The organism is Curtobacterium sp. NPDC098951, from assembly GCF_044759965.1.
Taxonomy (GTDB): Bacteria; Actinomycetota; Actinomycetes; order Actinomycetales; family Microbacteriaceae; genus Curtobacterium.
In genome coordinates this window covers 510,003-529,670 of record NZ_JBIWAG010000003.1, presented here as the reverse complement: position 1 = coordinate 529,670, position 19,668 = coordinate 510,003, and the positions used below count along the sequence as shown (strand labels likewise).

Below are 19,668 nucleotides of genomic sequence, written 5' to 3'. Positions count from 1 at the left end.
GGTCGCGTCCTCGGGCCGTGCCCGCCCTGGTGAGGCGTGCTCGGTCCGCGTCGCGGTCGCCCGCCGCCGCGTCGGACGCGGCGTCGGTTCGGTCGGAGTGCACCGGGAGCGTGTCGTCCCCCGGGTTCAGGCGTGGGCTCGCGCGGGCCCGTGCTCGTCGTCGTCGCTGGTGTCGCGGCGGCTCGTCGCGTGCTCGTCGTCGTCGGGCGGTCCCGTCGACTCGTCGCTGGCTGTGGGAGGCAGCCCTACGCGGACAGCGGTGCCGTGGCGGCGGGCGCACCCCGGTGGGGGTACGGCGCGACGGCCGCGGACGCGGGACGCGGGCGCATGCCACGGGTCCCGCCGAACGGTCGTGCGTCGGGAGCGGTCCCCACGAGGAGCACGAGACCCGCACGGGCAGCCGTCGCCACGGTTCCGGTCGTCGTGTTCATCGTCACTCCAGTCGTCGTCATCGTCACCGTTGTGTCCGCGGTGCCGCCGGCCGGTGTCTGTCGTGGACACTGGGGCCGTCGGCGTGCCTGTCGCGGAGCCTTACAGACTATTCACAGTCGAACGTGGTGCGCAAGCGTTTTCCGGAGTTGCCGGTTGTTCGACTCAGTGGAAGAAGTGGCGCTCGCCCGTGAAGTACATCGTCACGCCCGCCGCCGTCGCCGCGGCGATGACCTCGTCGTCGCGGACGCTGCCGCCGGGCTGCGCCACCGCGCGGACACCCGCGTCGAGGAGGACCTGCAGGCCGTCCGCGAACGGGAAGAAGGCGTCCGATGCCGCGACGCTGCCCGCGGCCCGCTCCCCCGCACGGCTCACCGCGAGGTGGCACGAGTCGACCCGGTTCACCTGGCCCATGCCGACGCCGACGCTCGCCCCCTGGTTCGCCAGGAGGATCCCGTTCGACTTCACGGCACGGCTCGCCTTCCACGCGAACGCGAGGTCGGTGAGCGTCTGCTCGTCCGCCGGTGCGCCGGCGACGAGGGTCCACGTGGACTGGTCGAACGCGGTGAAGCGGTCGGCGTCCTGCACGAGGAACCCGCCGGAGATCTGCTTGACCTCGCGCGGGGCGAGGGCGAAGTCGGTCGGGAGCGTGAGGAGCCGGATGTTCTTCTTCCGCGAGAGGATCTCGATCGCCTCGGGGTCGAAGGCTGGCGCGACGACGACCTCGGTGAAGATGTCCGCGACCGTCTCGGCCATCTGCTTCGTCACCGGACGGTTCGCGGCGATGACCCCACCGAACGCCGAGAGCGGGTCGCAGGCGTGGGCCGCGGCGTGCGCGGCGGCGATCGGGTCGGCGGCGTCGGCCGGTGCGATCGCGATGCCGCACGGGTTGGCGTGCTTGATGATCGCGACGGCGGGCTCGGCGAAGTCGTAGGCCGCGCGGACGGCGGCATCGGCGTCGACGTAGTTGTTGTACGACATCTCCTTGCCGTGCAGCTGCGCCGCCTGGGCGATCCCGGTCCCGCCGGCGCTCGTGTACAGCGCCGCGGCCTGGTGCGCGTTCTCGCCGTACCGGAGCGTCGCGGCGAGGTCGGCGTCCACCGTGAGGTGCTCGTCGAAGCTGCCGGGCGTCTCGGTGTCCCCGCTGGTGGTCGGTGCCGCGGCCGTTGCCACGACGTCGCTCGCGAAGTACCCGGCGACGGCGGTGTCGTACGCGGCGGTGTGCGCGAAGGCCTGGGCGGCGAGGCGCTTCCGGAGCTCGAGCGTGGTCCCGCCCGCACGGACGGCCTCGACCACCTCGGCGTAGGACGACGGCGACACGACGATCGCGACGTTCGGGTGGTTCTTCGCCGAGGCCCGGACCATCGCGGGGCCGCCGATGTCGACGTTCTCGACGACGGTCGCGGTGTCGGCGCCGGAGGCCACCGTCGCGACGAACGGGTACAGGTTGACGACCACGAGCTGGAACGGCTCGATGCCGAGCTCGGCGAGCTGCTGCTCGTGCGACTCGAGGCGGAGGTCGGCGAGGAGGCCCGCGTGCACCGACGGGTGCAGGGTCTTCACGCGGCCGTCGAGCGACTCCGGGAAGCCCGTGACGCTCGAGACGTCCGTGACGGCGTACCCGGCGTCGCGGATCGCTCCGGCCGTGGAACCGGTCGAGACGATCTCGACGCCGGCGTCGGCGAGGGCCCCGGCGAGCTCGAGCAGGCCGGACTTGTCGCTCACCGAGATGAGCGCCCGCCGCACGGGGACGAGGTCCCGGTCGCGGTACAGGCTGGGGTCGGCTGCGTGCACGCTCATGCGCTCGGGGTGCCCTTCAGGTCGGTGGTGCCGTTGGCGATGTCGAGGATGGTCTGGATGAGCAGGCGTCGCTCGACCGGCTTGATGCGGTCGTGCAGCGTCGACTCGGAGTCGCCGGGGAGCACGGGGACGCGCTCCTGGGCGAGGATCGGGCCGCTGTCGACGCCGTCGTCGACCTGGATCACGCTCGCACCGGTCTGCTCCACACCGGCGGCGAGGGCGTCCCGCACGCCGTGGGCGCCGGGGAACTCGGGCAGGTAGGCCGGGTGCGTGTTGATGACGCCGGGCGCGAACTCGGACACCACCGCGGGCGGGAGCAGCCGCATGAGCCCGGACAGCACGAGCAGGTCGGGCGTCCACGGGCGGATCTGCTCGGCGAGGGCTTCCCCCCACGCGGCGCGCGTCTCGTAGCGCGAGAACGGCACCGTGAAGGTGGGGATCTGGAACTCTTCGCCGAGGCCGAGTCCCTCGGCGTCGCGGTCGGCACCGATGGCGACGACCCGCGCGGGGTACTCCGCGTCGAGGGTCGCCTCGAGCAAGGCCCGCAGGTTCGAGCCGGCACCGGAGATCAGGACGACCAGTTCGAGCACGGGACAACCCTACCGGGCCGCGGTCACCGGTCGTCCTTGGGGCGGCGCCACCACGGCAGCTCGTCCTCGGGGATCTGGTCCGTGGCGTCCCACCGCTGCTGCGGGGCCGCCGGTGCGGACGGTGCTGCGCTCGTCGTGATGCCGCCGTGGCCGTCGTCGGCGTCGTCACGGCCGGCGACGAACTCCTCGGTGCTCCACGGGAACGCGGGCTGCGGCTCGGTCCCGGGCGCGTGCGGCACGGGTGCTGCGGGCTGCTCCGGCTCGCGGTCGGCGCCGGTCGCCCGGTCGCGCAGGTCGCCGACGCGTTCCCGGACGCCGTCGGCCGCTCCGCGCAGGCGGTCGCGGATCGCGCCGACGCCACCGCGGCCGGTGCCCCGGGAGCGGTCGGCAGCGCGGTCGGCGGGCACCCGGTCGGCGGCGACCACGTCGGTGCGGGCCCACTCCGGCAGCTCGACGTCGGCGTCCGGGTCGCGGTCCGGCGCGGGGTCGGGTGCGGTCCGGGAGGCGCGGCTCGACGCCGCCACGTCGCCAGCGGTCGTCCCGGGGGTCGTCCCGGGGGCGATCGTCGCGGCGCCCGTCGTCCGAGCGGGGGTCGGGTCCGTCGTCCGGTCCCGCTCGTCGGGGGCAGCGTCGGCGGCGGCAGCGCGGACCGGGACCCGTTCGTCGGGGTCGGTCCGCGTGGCGGCGGCACGCGCCCGCTCGCCCGGGTCCCGCCGGACCGGAGCACTCGTGTGGTCGGCGCCGGTCGCGGCGTCGCCGTGCGCCTCCTCGACGACGAAGCGGTGCACGTCGGTGGTCCGACCGGCTCCGGCACGGTCGAGTGCGGCGAGGAGCGAGCCCTCGGCGGCGGTGTCGGCGTCCACGTCGGCACGATCGTCCTCGACCTCGTGCCACTGCTCGCGCGCCCGGATCCGTTCCGGCACCCGGACGAGGTCGCTGCCCGCTGCGAGCGCGACCACCGCCGGGACACCGACCTCGAGGGCGGCGAAGGCCCCGACGACGAGCGCGTGCGGACCGACGTCGGCCAGGCGACCGGGGCCGAACGACCCCGACGACAGCCCGGCGACGAACCCGGTCAGCACCCCGGCGACGACGCCGGCCGCCACTCCGCCGAGTGCACGGTGGAGCGCCGAGTCGGCGCTGCCGAGCGTCCGGACGAGCCGTGGGCGCAGGAGCCCGCCGGCGGCGAACCCGGCGACGACGGGCACGAGCACCCAGACGAGCCCGAAGGTGTGCCCGGACGCCGGCAGCGCCCCGAACACCGGCAGACCGGGGATCGGGCCGAGCGTCGTGCCGATCGGCGACACGCTGGAACCGGTCCCGATCGCGAACCCCGGCCCGACGAGCCACGCGGTCGCCCAGCCCACGAAGTCCGGCAGGAAGGCGAGCTGTCCGACCGTCAGGGCGACGCCGCCGACGATGCCGGCGTGGGACCGCTCGTAGAGCGAGATGACCTCGGCGAAGGACGCGAAGAGCAGGACGGCGACGACCACCCCGGCGACCGCGACGACCACGGCGGTCGCAGCGGTGCCCGCGCGCAGGCCGAACGCCCCGACGGCACGCCAGGTGGCTGGCACGCGTTCGAGCCCGTCGAGCACCCGCTGCGTGAGCGGATCGGCCGGCAGGCCCCGTCGCCGTCGGCACACCTCGCTCGTCACGAGCGCGGGGATCCCGAACCAGAGGGCGGGCAGGACGATCGCCTGCCACAGCGTCGGCACGGTCGCGGCCGAGCGCGTCGACAGGGCGACGAGGAGCCCGAGGAGGGCGACGACACCGGTGCCGACGAGCAGGCCCGTCGTGCGGTGGTCGGTCTCGGCGAAGCGGCGCCCCGCTCGTCCGGCGAGCCACGCGGTGACGAGGGCGAAGCCGAGCGCGGCCAGGGTCACGTGGATCGGGTCGGCGGCGCCGGTCACCCCGGACGACTTCGCGAGGGCCGAACCGAGGAGGAACGACACGTCGACGCCGTGCCCGACGAGCCAGACGCTCCCCGTGGCCTTCCAGAACACGTCCCAGTCGACCTGCAGCCCGTACTCGAAGCCCCACAGGAGGGTCAGCGGGACGAGCGCGATCCCGAGGCCGACGCCGACCGTCACGACCGCCTCGATCGCGGCGAGCAGTGCGGTTCCCAGGCGGTTCATCGCAGCGAGGATACGTGCCGATGTCCGCTTCGCCGGGGAGCCGCGCGGCGGCGGGGCGAACGTCCCCCGCGTCACGACGGGAGGCGCGGTGCCAGCCGGCACCGCGCCTCCCGTCCGACCCGTGACGGGTCGTGACCGCTACTTGCTCGCGACGACCTCGCGGAGCAGCGCCGCCGTCTCGGACGGCGTCTTGCCGACCTTGACGCCGGCGGCCTCGAGCGCCTGCTTCTTCGCCTCGGCGGTACCGGCGGAGCCGGACACGATCGCGCCGGCGTGGCCCATGGTCTTGCCCTCGGGAGCGGTGAAGCCCGCGACGTACCCGACGACGGGCTTCGTGACGTGCGCCTTGATGTAGTCGGCCGCGCGCTCCTCGGCGTCGCCGCCGATCTCACCGATCATCACGATCGCCTCGGTTTCGGGGTCGGCCTCGAACGCGGCGAGCGCGTCGATGTGCGTCGTCCCGATGACGGGGTCGCCGCCGATGCCGATGGCGGTCGAGAAGCCCAGGTCACGGAGTTCGTACATCATCTGGTAGGTGAGCGTGCCCGACTTCGAGACGAGGCCGATCGGGCCCTTGCCGGTGATCGTCGCCGGGGTGATGCCGACGAGCGACTCACCGGGCGTGATGATGCCGGGGCAGTTCGGGCCGATGATGCGGGTCGTGCCGCCCTTGGCCTTCGCGTGCGCCCAGAACTCGGCGGAGTCCTGCACCGGGATGCCCTCGGTGATGACGACGACGAGGGGGATCTCGGCGTCGATGGCCTCGAGCACGGCGTCCTTCGCGAACGCCGGCGGCACGAAGACGATCGAGACGTCGGCGCCGGTGGTGTCGATGGCCTCGCGGACGGTGCCGAAGACGGGGAGCTCGACGTCGCCGTGCGTGACGGTGGTGCCGGCCTTGCGGGCGTTCACGCCGCCGACGACCCGCGTGCCGGCCTTGAGCATGAGCGCGGTGTGCTTGGTGCCCTCGCCGCCGGTGATGCCCTGGACGATGACCTTGGAGTCCTTGTTGAGGAAGATCGACATGGTCAGTCCCTTCAGGCCGCTGCGGCGGCGAGTTCGGCGGCCTGCTCGGCCGCGTCGTCCATGGTCGCGGCGACGGTGACCAGCGGGTGCGCTGCCTCCGCCAGGATCCGGCGACCCTCTTCCACGTTGTTGCCGTCGAGGCGCACGACGAGCGGCTTGGTGGCCGCGTCGCCGAGGATGCCGAGCGCGGCGACGATGCCGTTCGCGACGGCGTCGCAGGCGGTGATGCCGCCGAAGACGTTCACGAAGACGCTCTTCACCTGCGGGTCCCCGAGGATGACGTCGAGGCCGTTGGCCATGACCTCGGCCGAGGCGCCGCCGCCGATGTCGAGGAAGTTGGCGGGCTTCACGCCGCCGTGGCGCTCACCGGCGTAGGCGACGACGTCGAGCGTCGACATGACGAGCCCCGCACCGTTGCCGATCACGCCGACCTGGCCGTCGAGCTTGACGTAGTTGAGGCCGTGCGCCTTCGCCTTGGCCTCGAGCGGGTCCTCGCTCGCGGTGTCCTCGAGCGCCTTGTGGCCCTCGTGCCGGAAGTCGGCGTTCTCGTCGAGCGAGACCTTGCCGTCGAGCGCGAGGATCTGGCCGTCGCCCGTGCGGACGAGGGGGTTCACCTCGACGAGGGTGGCGTCCTCGCCCTTGTACACGTCGTAGAGCTTCACGAAGACGTCGGCGACCTGGTCGCGGAGCGCCTCGGGGAAGTTCGCCTGCGCGGCGATCTCGAGCGCGGCGGCCTTGTCGATCCCGGTGAGCGGGTCCACCTCGACGCGGGCGAGGGCCTCGGGCTTCTCGACTGCGAGCTGCTCGATCTCCATGCCGCCCTCGACGCTCGTGAGCGAGAGGTAGGAGCGGTTCGCCCGGTCCAGCAGCACGGAGAAGTAGAACTCCTCGGCGATGTCCGCTCCCTGGGCGATCATGACCCGCTCGACCGTGTGGCCCTTGATGTCGAGGCCGAGGATCGCCTGGGCGTGCTCGTAGGCCTCGTCCGGGGTCTTGGCGACCTTGACGCCACCGGCCTTGCCGCGACCGCCGACCTTCACCTGGGCCTTGACGACCACGACGCCACCGATCTTCTCGGCCGCCGCCCTCGCCTCGTCCGGGGTGTCGGCGATGATCCCCTGCAACACGGGGACGCCGTAGGACTCGAAGAGGTCCCTGGCCTGGTACTCGAAAAGATCCACGCTGTTCTTCTTCCCGCACGGTTCGTGCGATCGGCATCGGTTACCCGGTCGCCACACTCCACATCGAGGGTCGCTCGATGTCGAGACAACGGCCAACGGCCAGCCTAGCGCCGCTGCGTGGACGTCCGGTGCGCGCACTCGTCGTCCGGTCCCCCAGGGAGCGCTCGGCACGGTGGACTCGATGGACACCGCACTCCGTACCCGTGCCGCCGACGTCTTCGGCTGGACCCTCCGCCCCGAGCAGGAACGCCTCGTCGACGCCGTCCTCGACGGCCGCGACGCACTCGCCGTGATGCCGACGGGCTCCGGGAAGTCGGCGATCTACCAGGTCGCCGGACTCGCACTCGACGGGCTCGTCGTCGTGGTGTCCCCGCTCGTGGCGCTGCAGGAGGACCAGGTCGTCGGACTCGAGGACCACCCGGAGGCCCCGCGCGCCGTGACCGTCAACGCCACGCACTCCCGCCGAGACCTCGACGCCGCCTGGGCAGCCGTCGACGACGGATCGGTGCGGTACGTGTTCCTCGCCCCGGAGCAGCTCGCGAAGGACGAGGTCGTCGAGCGACTGCGCCACGTCGGGGTGTCGCTCGTCACGGTCGACGAGGCGCACTGCGTGTCCTCGTGGGGGCACGACTTCCGTCCCGACTACCTCGTGCTCGGCGAGGTGGTCGAGCGGCTCGGCCGTCCACCGGTGCTCGCGATGACGGCCACCGGGTCCACGCCGGTCCGGACCGAGGTCGTCGAGCGGCTCGGCATGCGCGACCCGCTCGTCGTCGCCGCCGGGTTCGACCGGCCCGAGCTGCGGCTCGAGGTGGTCCGCCACGAGGACGACGAGGGCAAGCGCACCACACTCGTGCGGCAGGTCGTCGGGCTCGAGGGCGCCGGCATCGTGTACGTCGCCACCCGCGCCGAGACCCTGGTGCTCGCCGACGAACTGGTCGAGAGCGGCCGTCGCGCGAAGCCGTACCACGCGGGACTCCGGGCACGGGACCGCGAGGCGGTGCACCACGCCTTCCTCGACGGCGAGGTCGACGTGGTGGTCGCCACGAGCGCGTTCGGCATGGGGATCGACAAGCCCGACGTCCGGTTCGTGGTGCACGCCGACGTGCCGGAGTCCGTCGACGCGTACTACCAGGAGGTCGGACGGGCCGGGCGCGACCGCGAGCCGGCACTCGCGACGATGCACTACCGCGCCGAGGACCTCGGACTCCGGCGGTTCTTCGCCTCCGGGAGCCCGCGGCCGGCCTCGCTCCGCGCGGTGTACGACGCCGTGCCGGCGGGCGGCGGGGCCGTCGCGCGGTCGGAGCTCACCGAGCGATCGGGTCTCGCGGCCCGGACCGCGGGCCGAGCCGCCAACACCCTGGTCGAGGCCGGGGTCCTCGCCGACGGCGGAGACGGGCTCCACCGGGTCGACGGCGGCCCGAGGACCGCTGCGGCCGCGGCCGACCGTGCGAAGGAGCACGCCCACGAGCGGGAGCGGATCGAGGAGTCCCGGATCCAGATGGTGCGCCGGTTCGCCGAGACCGACGAGTGTCGTCGGCAGTTCCTGCTCGGCTACTTCGGCGACGAGCTCCCGGAACCGTGCGGGAACTGCGACACCTGTTCGTCGGGGTCAGCCCGCCGAGCACACGCTGCGGACGGCTCGCACGACGCCGAGTGGCCGCCGGATGCCGAGGTCGAGCACCCCGAGTGGGGTCGCGGCACCGTGATGAGCACCGAGGACGACCGGCTCACCGTGTTCTTCGACTCCGTGGGGTACCGGACGCTCGCCCTCGTGGACGTCGCGGAGCGCGGGCTGCTCGAACGCGTCTGATGCGGGGGAAGGCGCGGTCGCTCGACCACCCGTCGGCGACCGCGCTCCACTCCCCCGAGCACGGTGAGTGTGCACGGCCGGGGTGGCCCCCGGGTGACCAGCAGGTGAACGACGAACCCCGTGTGCGTCTGTCGGACAGCCGTACCCCGGCCTGTGCGCCGCCTCGGACCGGGCACCGGGTACGCAGGACGCCGGGCCGGGGAGACCGGCCCGGCGACGAGAGGACACCATGAGCAAGGACGTCAACCAGGCCGCGCAGGAACGCCTCGGCGGCATCATCTCCGACCGGGCCTTCGACCGGTTCGGCGAGGTCTGGGCCGAGGACGTGGTCGACCACGACCCGGCTCCCGACCAGGCACCCGGCCTGACCGGCATCGTCGACTTCTGGCGTGCGTTCACCACCGCGTTCCCCGATCTCGAGCTCGTCCCGGACCCGGTGATCGTCACCGACGACCACGTCACCGCGGTGTTCACGATCCGTGGCACGCACACCGGTCCGTTCCAGGGGCACGAGCCCACCGGCCGGTCGTTCGAGGTGCGCGGCATCCAGGTGTCCCGCTTCCGCGACGGCAAGATCGTCGAGCGCTGGGGTGCGACGGACGAGCAGGGCCTCGCCCAGCAGCTGGGCCTCGGCGGCCAGCAGGGCGAGTAGACAGGACCGGAAACGACGAGAGGAACCACCATGAGCGACCCCGGCATCAGCCCCGTCGACGACTTCGACGCCCAGCAGCGTCGCGACGACGACGTCGACCGCGAGCACGTCGGCCCGTACGAGGTGGACGAGTCCGAAGAGTCCCTCGAGACCGTCACGAACGACGCGGTCGCCGGCGAGACCGTCGAGCCGCAGCCCGGTGACGGCACCGACGACGGACCGACCGGCGGTTCCCCGCGCGAGGGTGCTCCGGACCTGTGGGAGCACGACGGTAACGAGGACCGTCCCGACCTCGGGAACGACCTCGGCACGAAGCCGCTCTGACCAGCGCCACCCGCGGAGCACGGCCCAGTACGATCGGGCCGTGCTCCGACGCGTCCAGGCCAGTGTCCGCCGCATGCCCGCCGTGGCTCGGCTGCTGGCCCTCGCCTCGCTCCTGCTCGTCGCGGCCGCAGCGCACACCGGTGTCCGGTCCGGTGTGACCGACTGCGGCCCCGGCACGTACGGACCACCGTGCGGCACGAACGTGCTCTGGGTCCCGCTGGTGGTGGCCGGGGTGCTGCTCGCGGTGGTCGCCGGGTCGCCGAGTCATCTCTGGCCGCTCCCGTCGATCTGGCTGGTCGCCGCCCTGATCGCCGCCGCGACGGGGCAGGTCGGGAGCCCCGCGTTCCTCGTCGCCGCCCTGGTGGGCGGGACACTCGCGCTCGCCGCGGCGATCGTGGTCGACGCACTCCCCCGCCTCCGCGCCGGACGGCGCGGACCACGACCGTGAGCGGGCACCGGACGGGAGGCGCGGGGCCGGGCCCGCACCGTCCCTCCAGTCCGCCCGTGGGCGGGGTCCCGGAACGCGACCTGCGTCGGTTCCTCGCCGACAGCACGCCGGTGGCCGCCGGCGGCCGCGCCATCCTGCTCCAGATCGCGGACCCCGTGGTCGCAGCGGGGGTGCGGCGGCACTCGGACTTCGCGCGACGACCGCAGCAGCGGCTCGCCCACACCCTCATGTTCGTGTACGCGGTGGTCGTCGGCACCGAGGCCGACGCAGCCGTCGCCGCCTCGTTCGTGACGCGCGCGCACCGACCGGTCGCCGGCGCCGACGACGTGGACCGGCAGCTGTGGGTGGCCGCGACCCTGTACGACTCCGCGATGCACGCCCACGAGCTGTTCGGCACACCCGCCGGACCGGAGGTCGCCGAGCGCGTGCTCGCCGCCTACGCCCCGATCGGCACGGCACTGCGGGTACCAGCGGACCGGTGGCCCGCGACGGTGGCGGACTTCGAGCGGTACTGGACGCGCACGCTCGCCGGGCTCCGCGTCACCGACGACGCCCGTGGTGTCGTGCGCGACCTGCTGCACCCGCGGTTCGCGCCGCTGTGGGTGCGGGCCGCCATGCCGCTCGTGCGGGTCGTGACGGTCGGGATGCTCCCGGATGCCCTCCGGTCGCAGTACGGGTTCGCGTGGGGGCCGCGCGAACAGCGGCGCTTCCGGCGGACCGTTCGTCTGGTCCGGGTCGTCCGGGCGGTCGTCCCGGGGTGGCTGCTGCGGCTGCCGGGGCCGCTGCTCCTGCGGGCGATGCGGCGCCACGCGGCCGGGGCTCAGCCGGCCAGGACCCGGATCGCGTAGTCGCCGACCATCACCACGTCCCCGGGGCGGGCGACGACCTGCGCGCCGCCCACGCTCGGTTCCTGCGCGCCGGACGCCCGGACCACGACCGTGCCGTTCGCGGAGCCGAGGTCCTCGACCACGAGCCCGCCGTCGCCCGTCGGCCGGATCGCCGCGTGCTCGCGCGACACCGAACGACCCGGGTCGTCGAGCAGCACCGCTCGCCGCCCCGGCGCCGTCGCGACCCTGCGCCCGAGGACCACCGGCTGGTCGAGCGGCACCACGTTGCCCGGTGCGACCTCGAGGACGAGGCGAGGGACCACGCCGATCGTCGGCAGCGGCTGGTCGGTGTGCACAACGGCATCGGGCTCACGGTCGGACACCGGCGCGCTCGGCAGCACCCACGCTCGCGACAGGTGCCCGGCCTGTCGATCGCGCTCGACCTCGGCGCTCGTCACGACCGGACGCTCCGGCGCCCCCTCGTCCCTGCGACGTCGTGCCACGGTGTACCCCTCGTTCTGGTTCTTGTCCCCACCTGGTGCGAGATGCAACGGAATCAAGTATCGTCGAACCGCCGGGGGGCTCCCGGTACATCAAATACCGCATCGGGAGGGTATGCACATGGCAAACGTCAACGTCACCTACGACGATCTCCGCAACCAGGCTTCGCAGCTGCGCAACGGCCAGAAGTCCATCGAGGACCAGCTGACCCAGCTCAAGAGCCAGATCGACAACCTCGTGTCGTCGGGCTACGTCACCGACAAGTCGTCGAAGGCCTTCGACGCGACGTACTCGGAGTTCAACTCCGGCGCGACGCAGACGATCCAGGCGATCGACGGCATGGCCGGGTTCCTCGAGAGCGCGGCGAACACGCTCGAGTCGACGGACGAGCAGCTCGCTTCGAGCATCGGCTAGTCAGGACCAGCACGACGGTGGCCGGCGCCCGGGGGTGCCGGCCACCGCTCTCGCCGCAGGGGCGGCGTCGAACGACAAGCAGCAGTAGGAATCCACCGGGGGAACCGTGGCCGGCACCATCAAGCTCGATCTCGACCTGATCGGGAATCTCGCATCTGACCTCTCGCGACTGCACGGCGACTTCGAACACGTCGCGTCTGCCGCGTCCGACTACAAGACCGGCATCGGCTCGATGACGGTCGGCAGTGCGATCGACGACTTCGCCGGCAACTGGGACATCCGACGCGGGCGCCTCCAAGAGTCCATCAAGGCCGTGGCTGAGATGGCCGAGAGCGCGCACGACGGCTTCACCCAGACCGAGGTCGAACTCGCGAACAAGATCCTCGGGAAGGACAGCTGATGGCACGGCCCAGCGACTGGAGCGCGGTCGACATGCAGCTCGACCCGGTGCCCGGCGACCCGGCCGAGATCCGGCAGTCGGCCTCCGGCGCCCGTTCGATCGAGCAGGCCATCACCGAGCAGGTCAACCGGCTCAACAGCCTCAAGGACGGCGACGGCTGGGAGAGCGAGTCGGGAACGAAGTTCCGCGACTCCGCCGGAGACCTCGCCGGCGCCATCGAGAAGGCCAAGGGCCGCTACACCGAGCTCGCCGCCGCGCTCGACCAGTGGGCGGACGGGCTCGAGGGGCTCCAGCGCGAGGCCGACGCAGCCCTGCTGCAGGCGCAGGACGCGCGGGACGCGCACCGCGCTGCCGCGAACCAGACCATCACGGCCGAGGCCGACAGTCCGCAACACCAGGACCAGGTCGACGCGCAGGACCGGGCGCTGAGTGCGGCGCAGGGCGACATCGACGCGGCGAAGGCGATCATCCACCGGCTCGCCGGTCCCTTCGGCGAAGAGGGTGAGTACGGAGAGCTGGCCGGTCGGGTCGCCGATCGCATCCGACAGGGCGCGGACGACGGGCTGAAGGACGGCTGGTTCGACCACGTGAAGCAGGCCATCCACGGGGCGCGCGGCGTGCTCAACGTCATCAAGGATGCGCTCGACGCGGTCGGCGCCGTCCTTCTGGTCGTCACCGTGGTCGCGGCCATCTTCTTCCCCGTGGCGCTCCCGGTGATCGCCGCCATCGGGCTCGCTGTGGCCGGCGCGAAGCTGCTGATCACGGCAACGCAGGCGGTGGCGGGTGACGCGAGCGCGGGGGACGTCGGCAAGGACGCCCTCGGCTTCGCACTGGCCGGGGTCGGGTTCGGAGCCGCCAAGTACGCCGGCTCCGCGATGGGGCTGCTGCGGGGCGCAGTGGGAGAGACACGTGCAGCATCCGCTGCCGCTGCGGCGCGAAACGCGAACGCCGGAGTGGGCGGCGAGCTGAGTGCGTTCCTCCGGGGTGGCGATGCCGGCATCCGGGAGGCAGAAGCGGTCGGACGGAAGCCCCTCACGGCGTTGCTCGACACGTACGTGACCGGCGGTCTGATGGAGACCGCTCAGGTCCTCAAGCTCGCGCCGGATTCCGCCCTCGCACGCGAGGCAGCGACGCGCGCAGCGCTGGCCAACGGTGTCGTCGCCGGCTCCGGACTTCCCGGTCTCCCGGATCTGCCGGAACCCGTGGTGAACGTCGTCTCCGCCGCCACGGACTGGAACGGGTACTGGAAGTCGAAGAGCGAGATCCACGTCGGTTCCCTGTGACACAGTACCGAGTCCTCTTGCCCGACGGGTGGTACCGGTACCCGGTCGACGGCGATCCGAAGCGCGCTTCGCGAGCGTTCGCCGATCGTCACCTGGTCCTCCGCGGTGGGGACGAGCCGACGGCTGTGGAGGCACGGCGCCGCGCGCGCGACGACATCCGCTCCGCCTTCAGCACGATGGCGAACGCGGGGACGACGGACCTGTACTTCTTCGACGGCCAGTTCGGCGGAGTGCCGATGAACATGTTGTTCACGGTCGGTGTGGTCTACCTCGGACCGACGATCGCCGATCTCGAACTCCCTGCGGTCGCTCCGGTGCTCGGTGCATCGACGACGCTCACGGAGTTGCCCGTGGGGGAAGCACTCCGGGCGCGGTCCGAAGGAGAGATCGACGGAGGAGGATCGCTGCCGGCGTCGCTCCCCGGTGACATCGCCGCGGCGTTCCTCGCTGCATCGGGATCAGGCGGGCCAGCGAGGACGACTCGCGTGGACTACCTCCTGCCAGTGCCGCAGGAGCACGGCTCCTTCGCGCTGATCTCGTTCCAGTGCGCGGGCGATCCGTTCGTGGACGAGCGCGTTGCACACTTCGACATCCTGATGACCGGCTTCGCCTGGGACGGCGGGCGATGAAGTTCACATGGCCACCGACCGACACGCTCCGTCCACTCGACCTCGAAGCGCATCGTCGTGATCCCTCGAGTGCGCCGACGATCATCAGACTCCTCAACGAAACGGATGCAGCAGCAGCCTGGACGGTCCTCGAGGACTCGCGCGAGGTCGGCTGGGTCGCCGTCCGCACGGCCCCGCTCGACGGCCGTCCCGCCGGGGTCGCCCGGGCTGGCCTCCGTGCGCCTGATCCGATCGGGCCGATCGAGGAATCGATGCTCCACACGAGCAGCGGCGACGCGCTGCGACTGGTCCAACGCCTCGCGCTGGAACGGCCGGACGGCGCAGCCTTCGTCGTGGTCCAAGCATCGTGGTCCTGGGTCGTGGGTGACGAGCTCGTCGTCCTCTCATCGAGCAGCGCCGAACCCGCACTCGCCGAGCTGTTGATCGCACGCGTCGACGCCCTCGCTGCGAAGATCGTCATCGATGCTTGAAACCCTTGCCCGCCCTGCCGCGTCGAGCGACCGGGCGGCCGCTGCGACCAGTGCCATCCGGCTCGTCATCGACGAGCGAGATCGGCTCGTCGTCCTCGACCAGGGCGGTGAACGAACGACGACGGACACCGTCGCCCGCGCCTGGTTCCTGAACGGCGACGTCCTCCCGAGGCACCTCGCGCCCACAGCCAGCAACGGCGCCGTGCTGATCGAGGACGTGAGCGGCAGCCTCTACCTCGTTCCGATCGACGATTGGTGGATGGCTCCCGTCTCCATCGTGCCGAAGGAACTCGCACTCCGCTCGAGCGGTCTCGCCGCGTTGCTCGATCGTTTCGGCACCGATGATCCTCCGCCCGGCCACTTCGCCTCGGCCCACGTCCTGACACCCACGGATGAGCGGCGACGCCGCAGGATTCAGAAGATCCTGGTCGTCGTCATCCTGCTCGGACTCGGCGCATTCCTGACGGATGCATTCGGCCCGATCGTGCTGGCGATGACCCGCACCCCCGACGCCCCGGCCTTCGGATGGATCTCGGCCGGTGCAGCCGCCGTCAACGCATTGGTGGTGCTGGTCGTCGCCGCAGGGCGCAGGCGTCGGCCCAGGAGCGCCGACGCGCCGGCACTCCGGCCTGTGGCCGGCCCCTCCTGGTTCCGCAACGCGGCGTCGATCAGCGCGGACGACCAGGGTCTCGTCCTCGTCGACGGGCAGGGCATCGCGCAACGGTTGGCAACACCGGATCGGCATCTCGGGCCGGATGCCGTGGTGCGCGCGGCGTTCGTCCACGACGAGGACCCTCGAGTGCTGCTCATCGACGGAACGGACACCGTCCGCGCGCAGTTGCCGCTGCGTCTGTGGGCGCCGTCGCCGGACGAGGCACTCGTCCTCCGAGAGTTCCTGCAGCGTCTCGGTGTCCTTACCGTCGCATCCGACGATCTGCGCAACCAGCCCGCGCTCGCGCTTGACGAGATGCGCAGCAGCCGCGTCGGCCCGTCGTCGCTGATGCTGCCGAACGTCCTGGGCGCCGTACCCGCGTACCCGTTCCTCGCATCGTCGGCCTTCACGACGGTCGTGCTCGCCGGGGCTCGTTCGGCGGGCCCCGGGGACACCGCGACGATCGTCACGGCGCTGTTCGCCGCCATCGCGGTCGCAACGGCCGCCGCGGTCTTCGTCGTCGAATCGAGTTCGCGCCTCCCCGTCGCTCGCATCCGTCCGGAACAGCACGGACGTCCGGACCAGCCAGCGCTCACCCGACGCCACCTCGTCGCTGTGGGCATCCCGCTCATCGGAGCAGCCGTCGCCGTCTGGTACTTCGAGCAGGGCAACATCTTCTCTGCGACCAGCATCCTGCTCCTGGTGCTCGCCGTCCCACTGGTCTCGTGGCTGACGTTCCGTCGCCGTCGCGCAGAGCGGGGAAAGGCACCGGTCGGGCTCGGACGGTGGATCGTGATCGGAGCCCCGAGAGGAGACGAATGACTCGCCTGCTGTGGAACTACAACCGCGCGTGGACGCTGCTCGACGACGAGGGTGAGGTCGACGAGGTCACCGACGCAGCGGTGGAGCATGCGCTCGCGCAGGCGAAGCAGCGGCCGAAGCGTCGAGAACGCACGGTGCTCCGAACGGTCGTGCGTGACATCGCCGCCTTCCAGACCGCGGCGAAGGCGGAGACCTGCTTCGTGCTCTCGACCACGGCGCCGACGGTCCGAGCGATCGCGTACACGGTCGTGCACACCGTCGCCGGTGTCGACCGCGCGGACACCTTCATCGACGACGCTCGTGCACCGCGGGCGTCCGGCATCGGCGACGCCAGTGTCGGGACACTCGACCTGCCCGTCGGCCGTGCAACGCTCGTGGAGATGCGGGAACGCAGCACCGGCGGCCGGGGGCGGCCGGTGATGCAGGTCGTTCGTGCGATCATCCCCATCGTCGATGACTTGAACGAGCTCACGGTGGTCGTGTCCTTCTTCGTCCCGGACGCGAACGACAGCGCCCTCGCTCGGCCCATGCTCGATGAGCTCCTCCGCGACCTGCGCATCGACTGGGGGTGAGCGTCATCGACGGGGCGGAGACGGTCGCCCACGCGGCCGTGCTGAGCGACCGACGCGCCGCGCGGGGTCAGCTGGAGTCACTCGCTGTCGTGGACGACCGCTTGTACGGCGTGCGGTCGACGGGCCACCTCGCGCTCACCGGGCGGATCGTGGCCGCTTGGGCCCTCGACTGGTCGGACGTCCCGCGCTCGATCGTCGCGAGTCCCGGCAACGGAGCCGTCGCGATCCGCGACGAGCACGGACGCGAGTTCATCGTGCCGATCGACGACTGGTGGATCACGCCGTCGAGCCCGACGCTCTTGTCCACCGCACTCGATTCGAGCGGTCTCGCGTTGCTGATCCAGCGGTACGGAGCATCGGCAACGCTCAACGGAACCCCACGTCCGACGGTCATCCTTCCTCGGCCACCGGCGTTCTTCACCCGTGCCGAGCTCCTCGTGCGCGTGGCGGTCCTCGGGGGTGGTGCGCTCATCCCGCTCTCCGTCGCGTCCGCGCTCGTCGTGGCAGCGACGGCGCATCGCCTGCTCTGGGAGTTGTGGAGCCTCCCACAGATCGCGGCATCGATCGCTGTCGTCGTCGCTGCCTCCTCGGTGATCATCGGCAGGCGACGGATCACGAGGGAACCGACTGACGCGATCCGACCACACGGACCAGCTTGGTTCACGAGTACGGCGTCGCTGTCGGTCAACGGTGGTCAGCAGCTGGAGCTCACGGACGGCCAGGGCATGTGGCGCCGTCTGGAGACTCCCAGTTCGACGCTGTCCCCGATGGCGGTCAGCCGTGTGGTGTTCACCGAAGACGCTCGTCGCACTGCTCTGCTGGTCGACGGCTCCGGTACCGTTCGCGCAGAACTGGATGCAGCGACCTGGTACCCGGACGGACCCGACCAGCTGACGGCGTTCTTCAACGCATCCGGCATCCTGACGGCGCATCAACCGGACGTGCGGTCTTCTCCGGCGCAGCGCCTCGACACCCGATCCAGCCTGGACATCGCGAAGGGATCGCTGTCGTCCTGCAACGAGCTCGGGGTCGCACGGGTGACGCCGGTCCTCGTCGCAACCATGTTGCCGGTCCTGGGTTCTGCGACGTCGTTCGCCGCGGGACTGCCCTGGGCCGGTGCACTGTGCCTCGCGCTCGCTGCGACGAACGTCGGCCTCACCTGCTGGCTGGGCTGGACGGAGACGTCTGTGCGCGTCGGCGACCCGACGAGAGTCGCGGTCGACAAGCCCAACCGGATGAGCGGACGGTCCGCAGCGCTGACGATCGTCGTGCTGGCTTCGCTGCTGACCCTGCTCTGGACCGTTCCGGCCCAGCGCTGGGACCTCGTCGTCGCAGCCGTCTTGCTCGCGATGGCCCTCCCCGTTCTCGCTTGGGTGGCGTACCGGCGTCGAGCACTGATCAACGGGAGCGGCCCACTGGCGCTCCACCGGTGGTGGCTCAGCGGCGCATCACGAGGAGAGGAATCATGAAGAACCTGCACTTCCGGCCGATCGACGCCTGGACGTTCATCGAGCCCGGGGCGCCAGATGAAGTCGGGACGGCCGCTGTCACTCGCGCGGTGAGCTTCGCGGAGACAGCCGTGTCGTCGAGGGACCGTGCCCGCCTCGTGCGCGAGTTCAGCGACCTTGCTCGGTACCGCGACACGTTCGAGGCGCCGGACTTCGCCGTCCTCACCACGAACAGACCGTCAGTGCACGTCATCGCGCACACCGCGGTGCACTACCTCGTCGGAGACGGAGCGGCCGACTTCGTGATCGACGACTCCTGGGCGGAGCGCCGCGATGGATCGCTCACTGCTGACCCCGAGATCACGACGACACGCACCGCGCTGGGTACCGCCACACGGATCCTGCTCAGACACACTTCGGAACCGAGCAGGTTCCTTCGGAGACGATCCGTCAAGACCTCGGTCCGATGGGTGCAGCCGTTCTCCGACGAATCGCTCTCCCGCACGGCCGTGCTCACATCGGTGATCGCGCACGAGAGCAACGTCGATCTCGCGCTGCCGCACGTGGACCGGCTCGCGCTCAGCCTCGAACTCCGGGAGACGTCATGAGCGGCGCCGCGGACCCGACGCCCGTCGGCCTCCCCAACCTCGAGGACATCGCCGGAGCGGACTGGTTGGTCGTCCCGCTGCCGGAGGACGTCCGGGGCAAGCCGAAGCGCTGGGCGAACTCGACTACCTACCGGCTCTTCCCCTGGTACGTGCGACCGTTCAAGACCGTGGAGGTCATCGTGACCGCTGGGTCGCTCGAGCAGCACTGCAGGCTGAGCGCGCCCGACCTCCGGTTCGCGTTCTTCCGCCCACAAATCACATCCCCGACGGACACGACGACCGTCTCCGTCACCGCGACCGAGGACAGACTGGTCGGTACCGGCATCCCACCGTTCGACGGCCTCCGCGCCGGCGCCCAGACGGTGTGGGAGCAGACAGCGGAGACGTGGCCGTTCGTCGATGCGACGGGAGCCGTGGTCGTGCGCTGCTGGCGTTTCCGATCCGGCACCCTGACCATAACGGTCACCGGTCTCGGCGATCATGCCGCAGCCTTCGCTGCCGCTGAGGCGTCCCTGGAGGCGTTCGTCCGACGCATCCACAACGCGAGGTGAGCGCCAGGGCGGGAGGCGTCATGGGCGAGCTGCCCCGCTCCCCCGCACCGCGCCTCCAGTCCGACCGCTCATCCACAAGCCGGGCGCAACCCG

At 71.7% G+C, this 19,668-nt stretch carries 22 protein-coding genes; 15 read left to right on the top strand and 7 right to left on the bottom strand.

Features of this window, described 5'->3' with window-relative positions:
• Positions 1-245: 245 nt before the first annotated feature.
• The 6 genes from ACIQUC_RS11555 to sucC form a co-directional block, all read right to left on the bottom strand.
• Complete coding sequence (locus ACIQUC_RS11555; protein WP_148287049.1) at positions 246-452, bottom strand: hypothetical protein; 207 nt, start codon at positions 450-452, stop codon at positions 246-248.
• Between the two features lie 142 nt (positions 453-594).
• The gene (purH, locus tag ACIQUC_RS11550) at positions 595-2,229 is read right to left on the bottom strand and encodes a bifunctional phosphoribosylaminoimidazolecarboxamide formyltransferase/IMP cyclohydrolase (protein ID WP_402266907.1); all 1,635 of its coding nucleotides are present in this window, start codon (positions 2,227-2,229) and stop codon (positions 595-597) included.
• Positions 2,226-2,819, bottom strand: coding sequence for a phosphoribosylglycinamide formyltransferase (gene purN / locus ACIQUC_RS11545; RefSeq protein WP_402266904.1), 594 nt, complete (start codon positions 2,817-2,819; stop codon positions 2,226-2,228). Before purN ends, purH begins: the two co-directional genes overlap by 4 nt.
• 23 nt (positions 2,820-2,842) lie before the next feature.
• The gene (locus tag ACIQUC_RS11540) at positions 2,843-4,957 is read right to left on the bottom strand and encodes a DUF6350 family protein (RefSeq protein ID WP_402266901.1); all 2,115 of its coding nucleotides are present in this window, start codon (positions 4,955-4,957) and stop codon (positions 2,843-2,845) included.
• A 138-nt stretch (positions 4,958-5,095) separates the two neighbouring features.
• Positions 5,096-5,983 (bottom strand): succinate--CoA ligase subunit alpha, encoded by an 888-nt coding sequence (sucD, locus tag ACIQUC_RS11535; RefSeq protein ID WP_402266899.1) that lies wholly within the window; start codon positions 5,981-5,983, stop codon positions 5,096-5,098.
• A gap of 11 nt (positions 5,984-5,994) precedes the next feature.
• On the bottom strand, positions 5,995-7,164 hold the full coding sequence (gene sucC / locus ACIQUC_RS11530; protein ID WP_402266896.1) for an ADP-forming succinate--CoA ligase subunit beta: 1,170 nt from the start codon (positions 7,162-7,164) through the stop codon (positions 5,995-5,997).
• Positions 7,165-7,345: 181 nt separating this feature from the next.
• Between sucC and ACIQUC_RS11525 the strand changes: the two genes are divergently transcribed.
• The 5 genes from ACIQUC_RS11525 to ACIQUC_RS11505 all read left to right on the top strand — a co-directional run bounded on the left by ACIQUC_RS11525 (position 7,346) and on the right by ACIQUC_RS11505 (position 11,246).
• Entirely contained in the window at positions 7,346-8,974 is a 1,629-nt protein-coding gene (locus ACIQUC_RS11525; protein WP_402266893.1) for a RecQ family ATP-dependent DNA helicase, read from the top strand.
• 229 nt (positions 8,975-9,203) lie between these two features.
• Positions 9,204-9,626 (top strand): ester cyclase, encoded by a 423-nt coding sequence (locus ACIQUC_RS11520; RefSeq protein ID WP_022908334.1) that lies wholly within the window; start codon positions 9,204-9,206, stop codon positions 9,624-9,626.
• Positions 9,627-9,656: 30 nt separating this feature from the next.
• A complete protein-coding gene (locus tag ACIQUC_RS11515) occupies positions 9,657-9,950 on the top strand; it encodes a hypothetical protein (RefSeq protein WP_402266889.1) in 294 nt (97 codons plus the stop codon).
• 40 nt (positions 9,951-9,990) lie between these two features.
• The gene (locus ACIQUC_RS11510) at positions 9,991-10,398 is read left to right on the top strand and encodes a hypothetical protein (RefSeq protein WP_022908336.1); all 408 of its coding nucleotides are present in this window, start codon (positions 9,991-9,993) and stop codon (positions 10,396-10,398) included.
• 56 nt (positions 10,399-10,454) lie between these two features.
• Entirely contained in the window at positions 10,455-11,246 is a 792-nt protein-coding gene (locus ACIQUC_RS11505) for an oxygenase MpaB family protein (RefSeq protein ID WP_402266886.1), read from the top strand.
• On the opposite strand, the gene ACIQUC_RS11500 is transcribed toward ACIQUC_RS11505, so the two are convergent.
• Positions 11,219-11,728: an FHA domain-containing protein gene (locus tag ACIQUC_RS11500; RefSeq protein WP_022908338.1), complete on the bottom strand. Its 510-nt coding sequence runs from the start codon at positions 11,726-11,728 to the stop codon at positions 11,219-11,221. The two genes, ACIQUC_RS11505 and ACIQUC_RS11500, sit on opposite strands and share 28 nt — an antisense overlap.
• Before the next feature lie 118 nt (positions 11,729-11,846).
• Between ACIQUC_RS11500 and ACIQUC_RS11495 the strand changes: the two genes are divergently transcribed.
• The 10 genes from ACIQUC_RS11495 to ACIQUC_RS11450 all read left to right on the top strand — a co-directional run bounded on the left by ACIQUC_RS11495 (position 11,847) and on the right by ACIQUC_RS11450 (position 19,575).
• Positions 11,847-12,140, top strand: a complete 294-nt coding sequence (locus ACIQUC_RS11495) for a WXG100 family type VII secretion target (RefSeq protein WP_022908339.1) — start codon at positions 11,847-11,849, stop codon at positions 12,138-12,140.
• 106 nt (positions 12,141-12,246) lie between these two features.
• Entirely contained in the window at positions 12,247-12,540 is a 294-nt protein-coding gene (locus tag ACIQUC_RS11490) for a hypothetical protein (protein ID WP_402266880.1), read from the top strand.
• The gene (locus ACIQUC_RS11485) at positions 12,540-13,823 is read left to right on the top strand and encodes a WXG100 family type VII secretion target (protein ID WP_402266877.1); all 1,284 of its coding nucleotides are present in this window, start codon (positions 12,540-12,542) and stop codon (positions 13,821-13,823) included. Before ACIQUC_RS11490 ends, ACIQUC_RS11485 begins: the two co-directional genes overlap by 1 nt.
• Positions 13,824-13,840: 17 nt before the next feature.
• A complete protein-coding gene (locus ACIQUC_RS11480; protein ID WP_402266874.1) occupies positions 13,841-14,452 on the top strand; it encodes a hypothetical protein in 612 nt (203 codons plus the stop codon).
• The gene (locus tag ACIQUC_RS11475; RefSeq protein ID WP_402266871.1) at positions 14,449-14,922 is read left to right on the top strand and encodes a hypothetical protein; all 474 of its coding nucleotides are present in this window, start codon (positions 14,449-14,451) and stop codon (positions 14,920-14,922) included. Before ACIQUC_RS11480 ends, ACIQUC_RS11475 begins: the two co-directional genes overlap by 4 nt.
• Complete coding sequence (locus tag ACIQUC_RS11470; RefSeq protein ID WP_402266868.1) at positions 14,915-16,396, top strand: hypothetical protein; 1,482 nt, start codon at positions 14,915-14,917, stop codon at positions 16,394-16,396. The genes ACIQUC_RS11475 and ACIQUC_RS11470 overlap by 8 nt, the downstream gene beginning before the upstream one ends.
• Positions 16,393-16,968, top strand: coding sequence for a hypothetical protein (locus tag ACIQUC_RS11465; protein ID WP_402266865.1), 576 nt, complete (start codon positions 16,393-16,395; stop codon positions 16,966-16,968). The genes ACIQUC_RS11470 and ACIQUC_RS11465 overlap by 4 nt, the downstream gene beginning before the upstream one ends.
• 254 nt (positions 16,969-17,222) lie before the next feature.
• Complete coding sequence (locus ACIQUC_RS11460) at positions 17,223-18,437, top strand: hypothetical protein (RefSeq protein ID WP_402266862.1); 1,215 nt, start codon at positions 17,223-17,225, stop codon at positions 18,435-18,437.
• Positions 18,434-19,024 (top strand): hypothetical protein, encoded by a 591-nt coding sequence (locus tag ACIQUC_RS11455; protein ID WP_402266859.1) that lies wholly within the window; start codon positions 18,434-18,436, stop codon positions 19,022-19,024. Before ACIQUC_RS11460 ends, ACIQUC_RS11455 begins: the two co-directional genes overlap by 4 nt.
• The gene (locus tag ACIQUC_RS11450; RefSeq protein ID WP_402266856.1) at positions 19,021-19,575 is read left to right on the top strand and encodes a hypothetical protein; all 555 of its coding nucleotides are present in this window, start codon (positions 19,021-19,023) and stop codon (positions 19,573-19,575) included. The genes ACIQUC_RS11455 and ACIQUC_RS11450 overlap by 4 nt, the downstream gene beginning before the upstream one ends.
• Positions 19,576-19,668: the final 93 nt, after the last annotated feature.

Coding starts and splice junctions, on each gene's coding strand:
- ACIQUC_RS11525 (WP_402266893.1), top strand. CDS start 7,346: ATGGACACCGCACTCCGTACCCGTGCCGCCGACGTCTTCGGCTGGACC.
- ACIQUC_RS11455 (WP_402266859.1), top strand. CDS start 18,434: ATGAAGAACCTGCACTTCCGGCCGATCGACGCCTGGACGTTCATCGAG.
- ACIQUC_RS11485 (WP_402266877.1), top strand. CDS start 12,540: ATGGCACGGCCCAGCGACTGGAGCGCGGTCGACATGCAGCTCGACCCG.
- ACIQUC_RS11515 (WP_402266889.1), top strand. CDS start 9,657: ATGAGCGACCCCGGCATCAGCCCCGTCGACGACTTCGACGCCCAGCAG.
- ACIQUC_RS11465 (WP_402266865.1), top strand. CDS start 16,393: ATGACTCGCCTGCTGTGGAACTACAACCGCGCGTGGACGCTGCTCGAC.
- ACIQUC_RS11540 (WP_402266901.1), bottom strand. CDS start 4,957: ATGAACCGCCTGGGAACCGCACTGCTCGCCGCGATCGAGGCGGTCGTG.
- ACIQUC_RS11470 (WP_402266868.1), top strand. CDS start 14,915: ATGCTTGAAACCCTTGCCCGCCCTGCCGCGTCGAGCGACCGGGCGGCC.
- purH (WP_402266907.1), bottom strand. CDS start 2,229: ATGAGCGTGCACGCAGCCGACCCCAGCCTGTACCGCGACCGGGACCTC.
- ACIQUC_RS11475 (WP_402266871.1), top strand. CDS start 14,449: ATGAAGTTCACATGGCCACCGACCGACACGCTCCGTCCACTCGACCTC.
- ACIQUC_RS11450 (WP_402266856.1), top strand. CDS start 19,021: ATGAGCGGCGCCGCGGACCCGACGCCCGTCGGCCTCCCCAACCTCGAG.
- ACIQUC_RS11555 (WP_148287049.1), bottom strand. CDS start 452: ATGACGACGACTGGAGTGACGATGAACACGACGACCGGAACCGTGGCG.
- ACIQUC_RS11520 (WP_022908334.1), top strand. CDS start 9,204: ATGAGCAAGGACGTCAACCAGGCCGCGCAGGAACGCCTCGGCGGCATC.
- sucD (WP_402266899.1), bottom strand. CDS start 5,983: ATGTCGATCTTCCTCAACAAGGACTCCAAGGTCATCGTCCAGGGCATC.
- ACIQUC_RS11495 (WP_022908339.1), top strand. CDS start 11,847: ATGGCAAACGTCAACGTCACCTACGACGATCTCCGCAACCAGGCTTCG.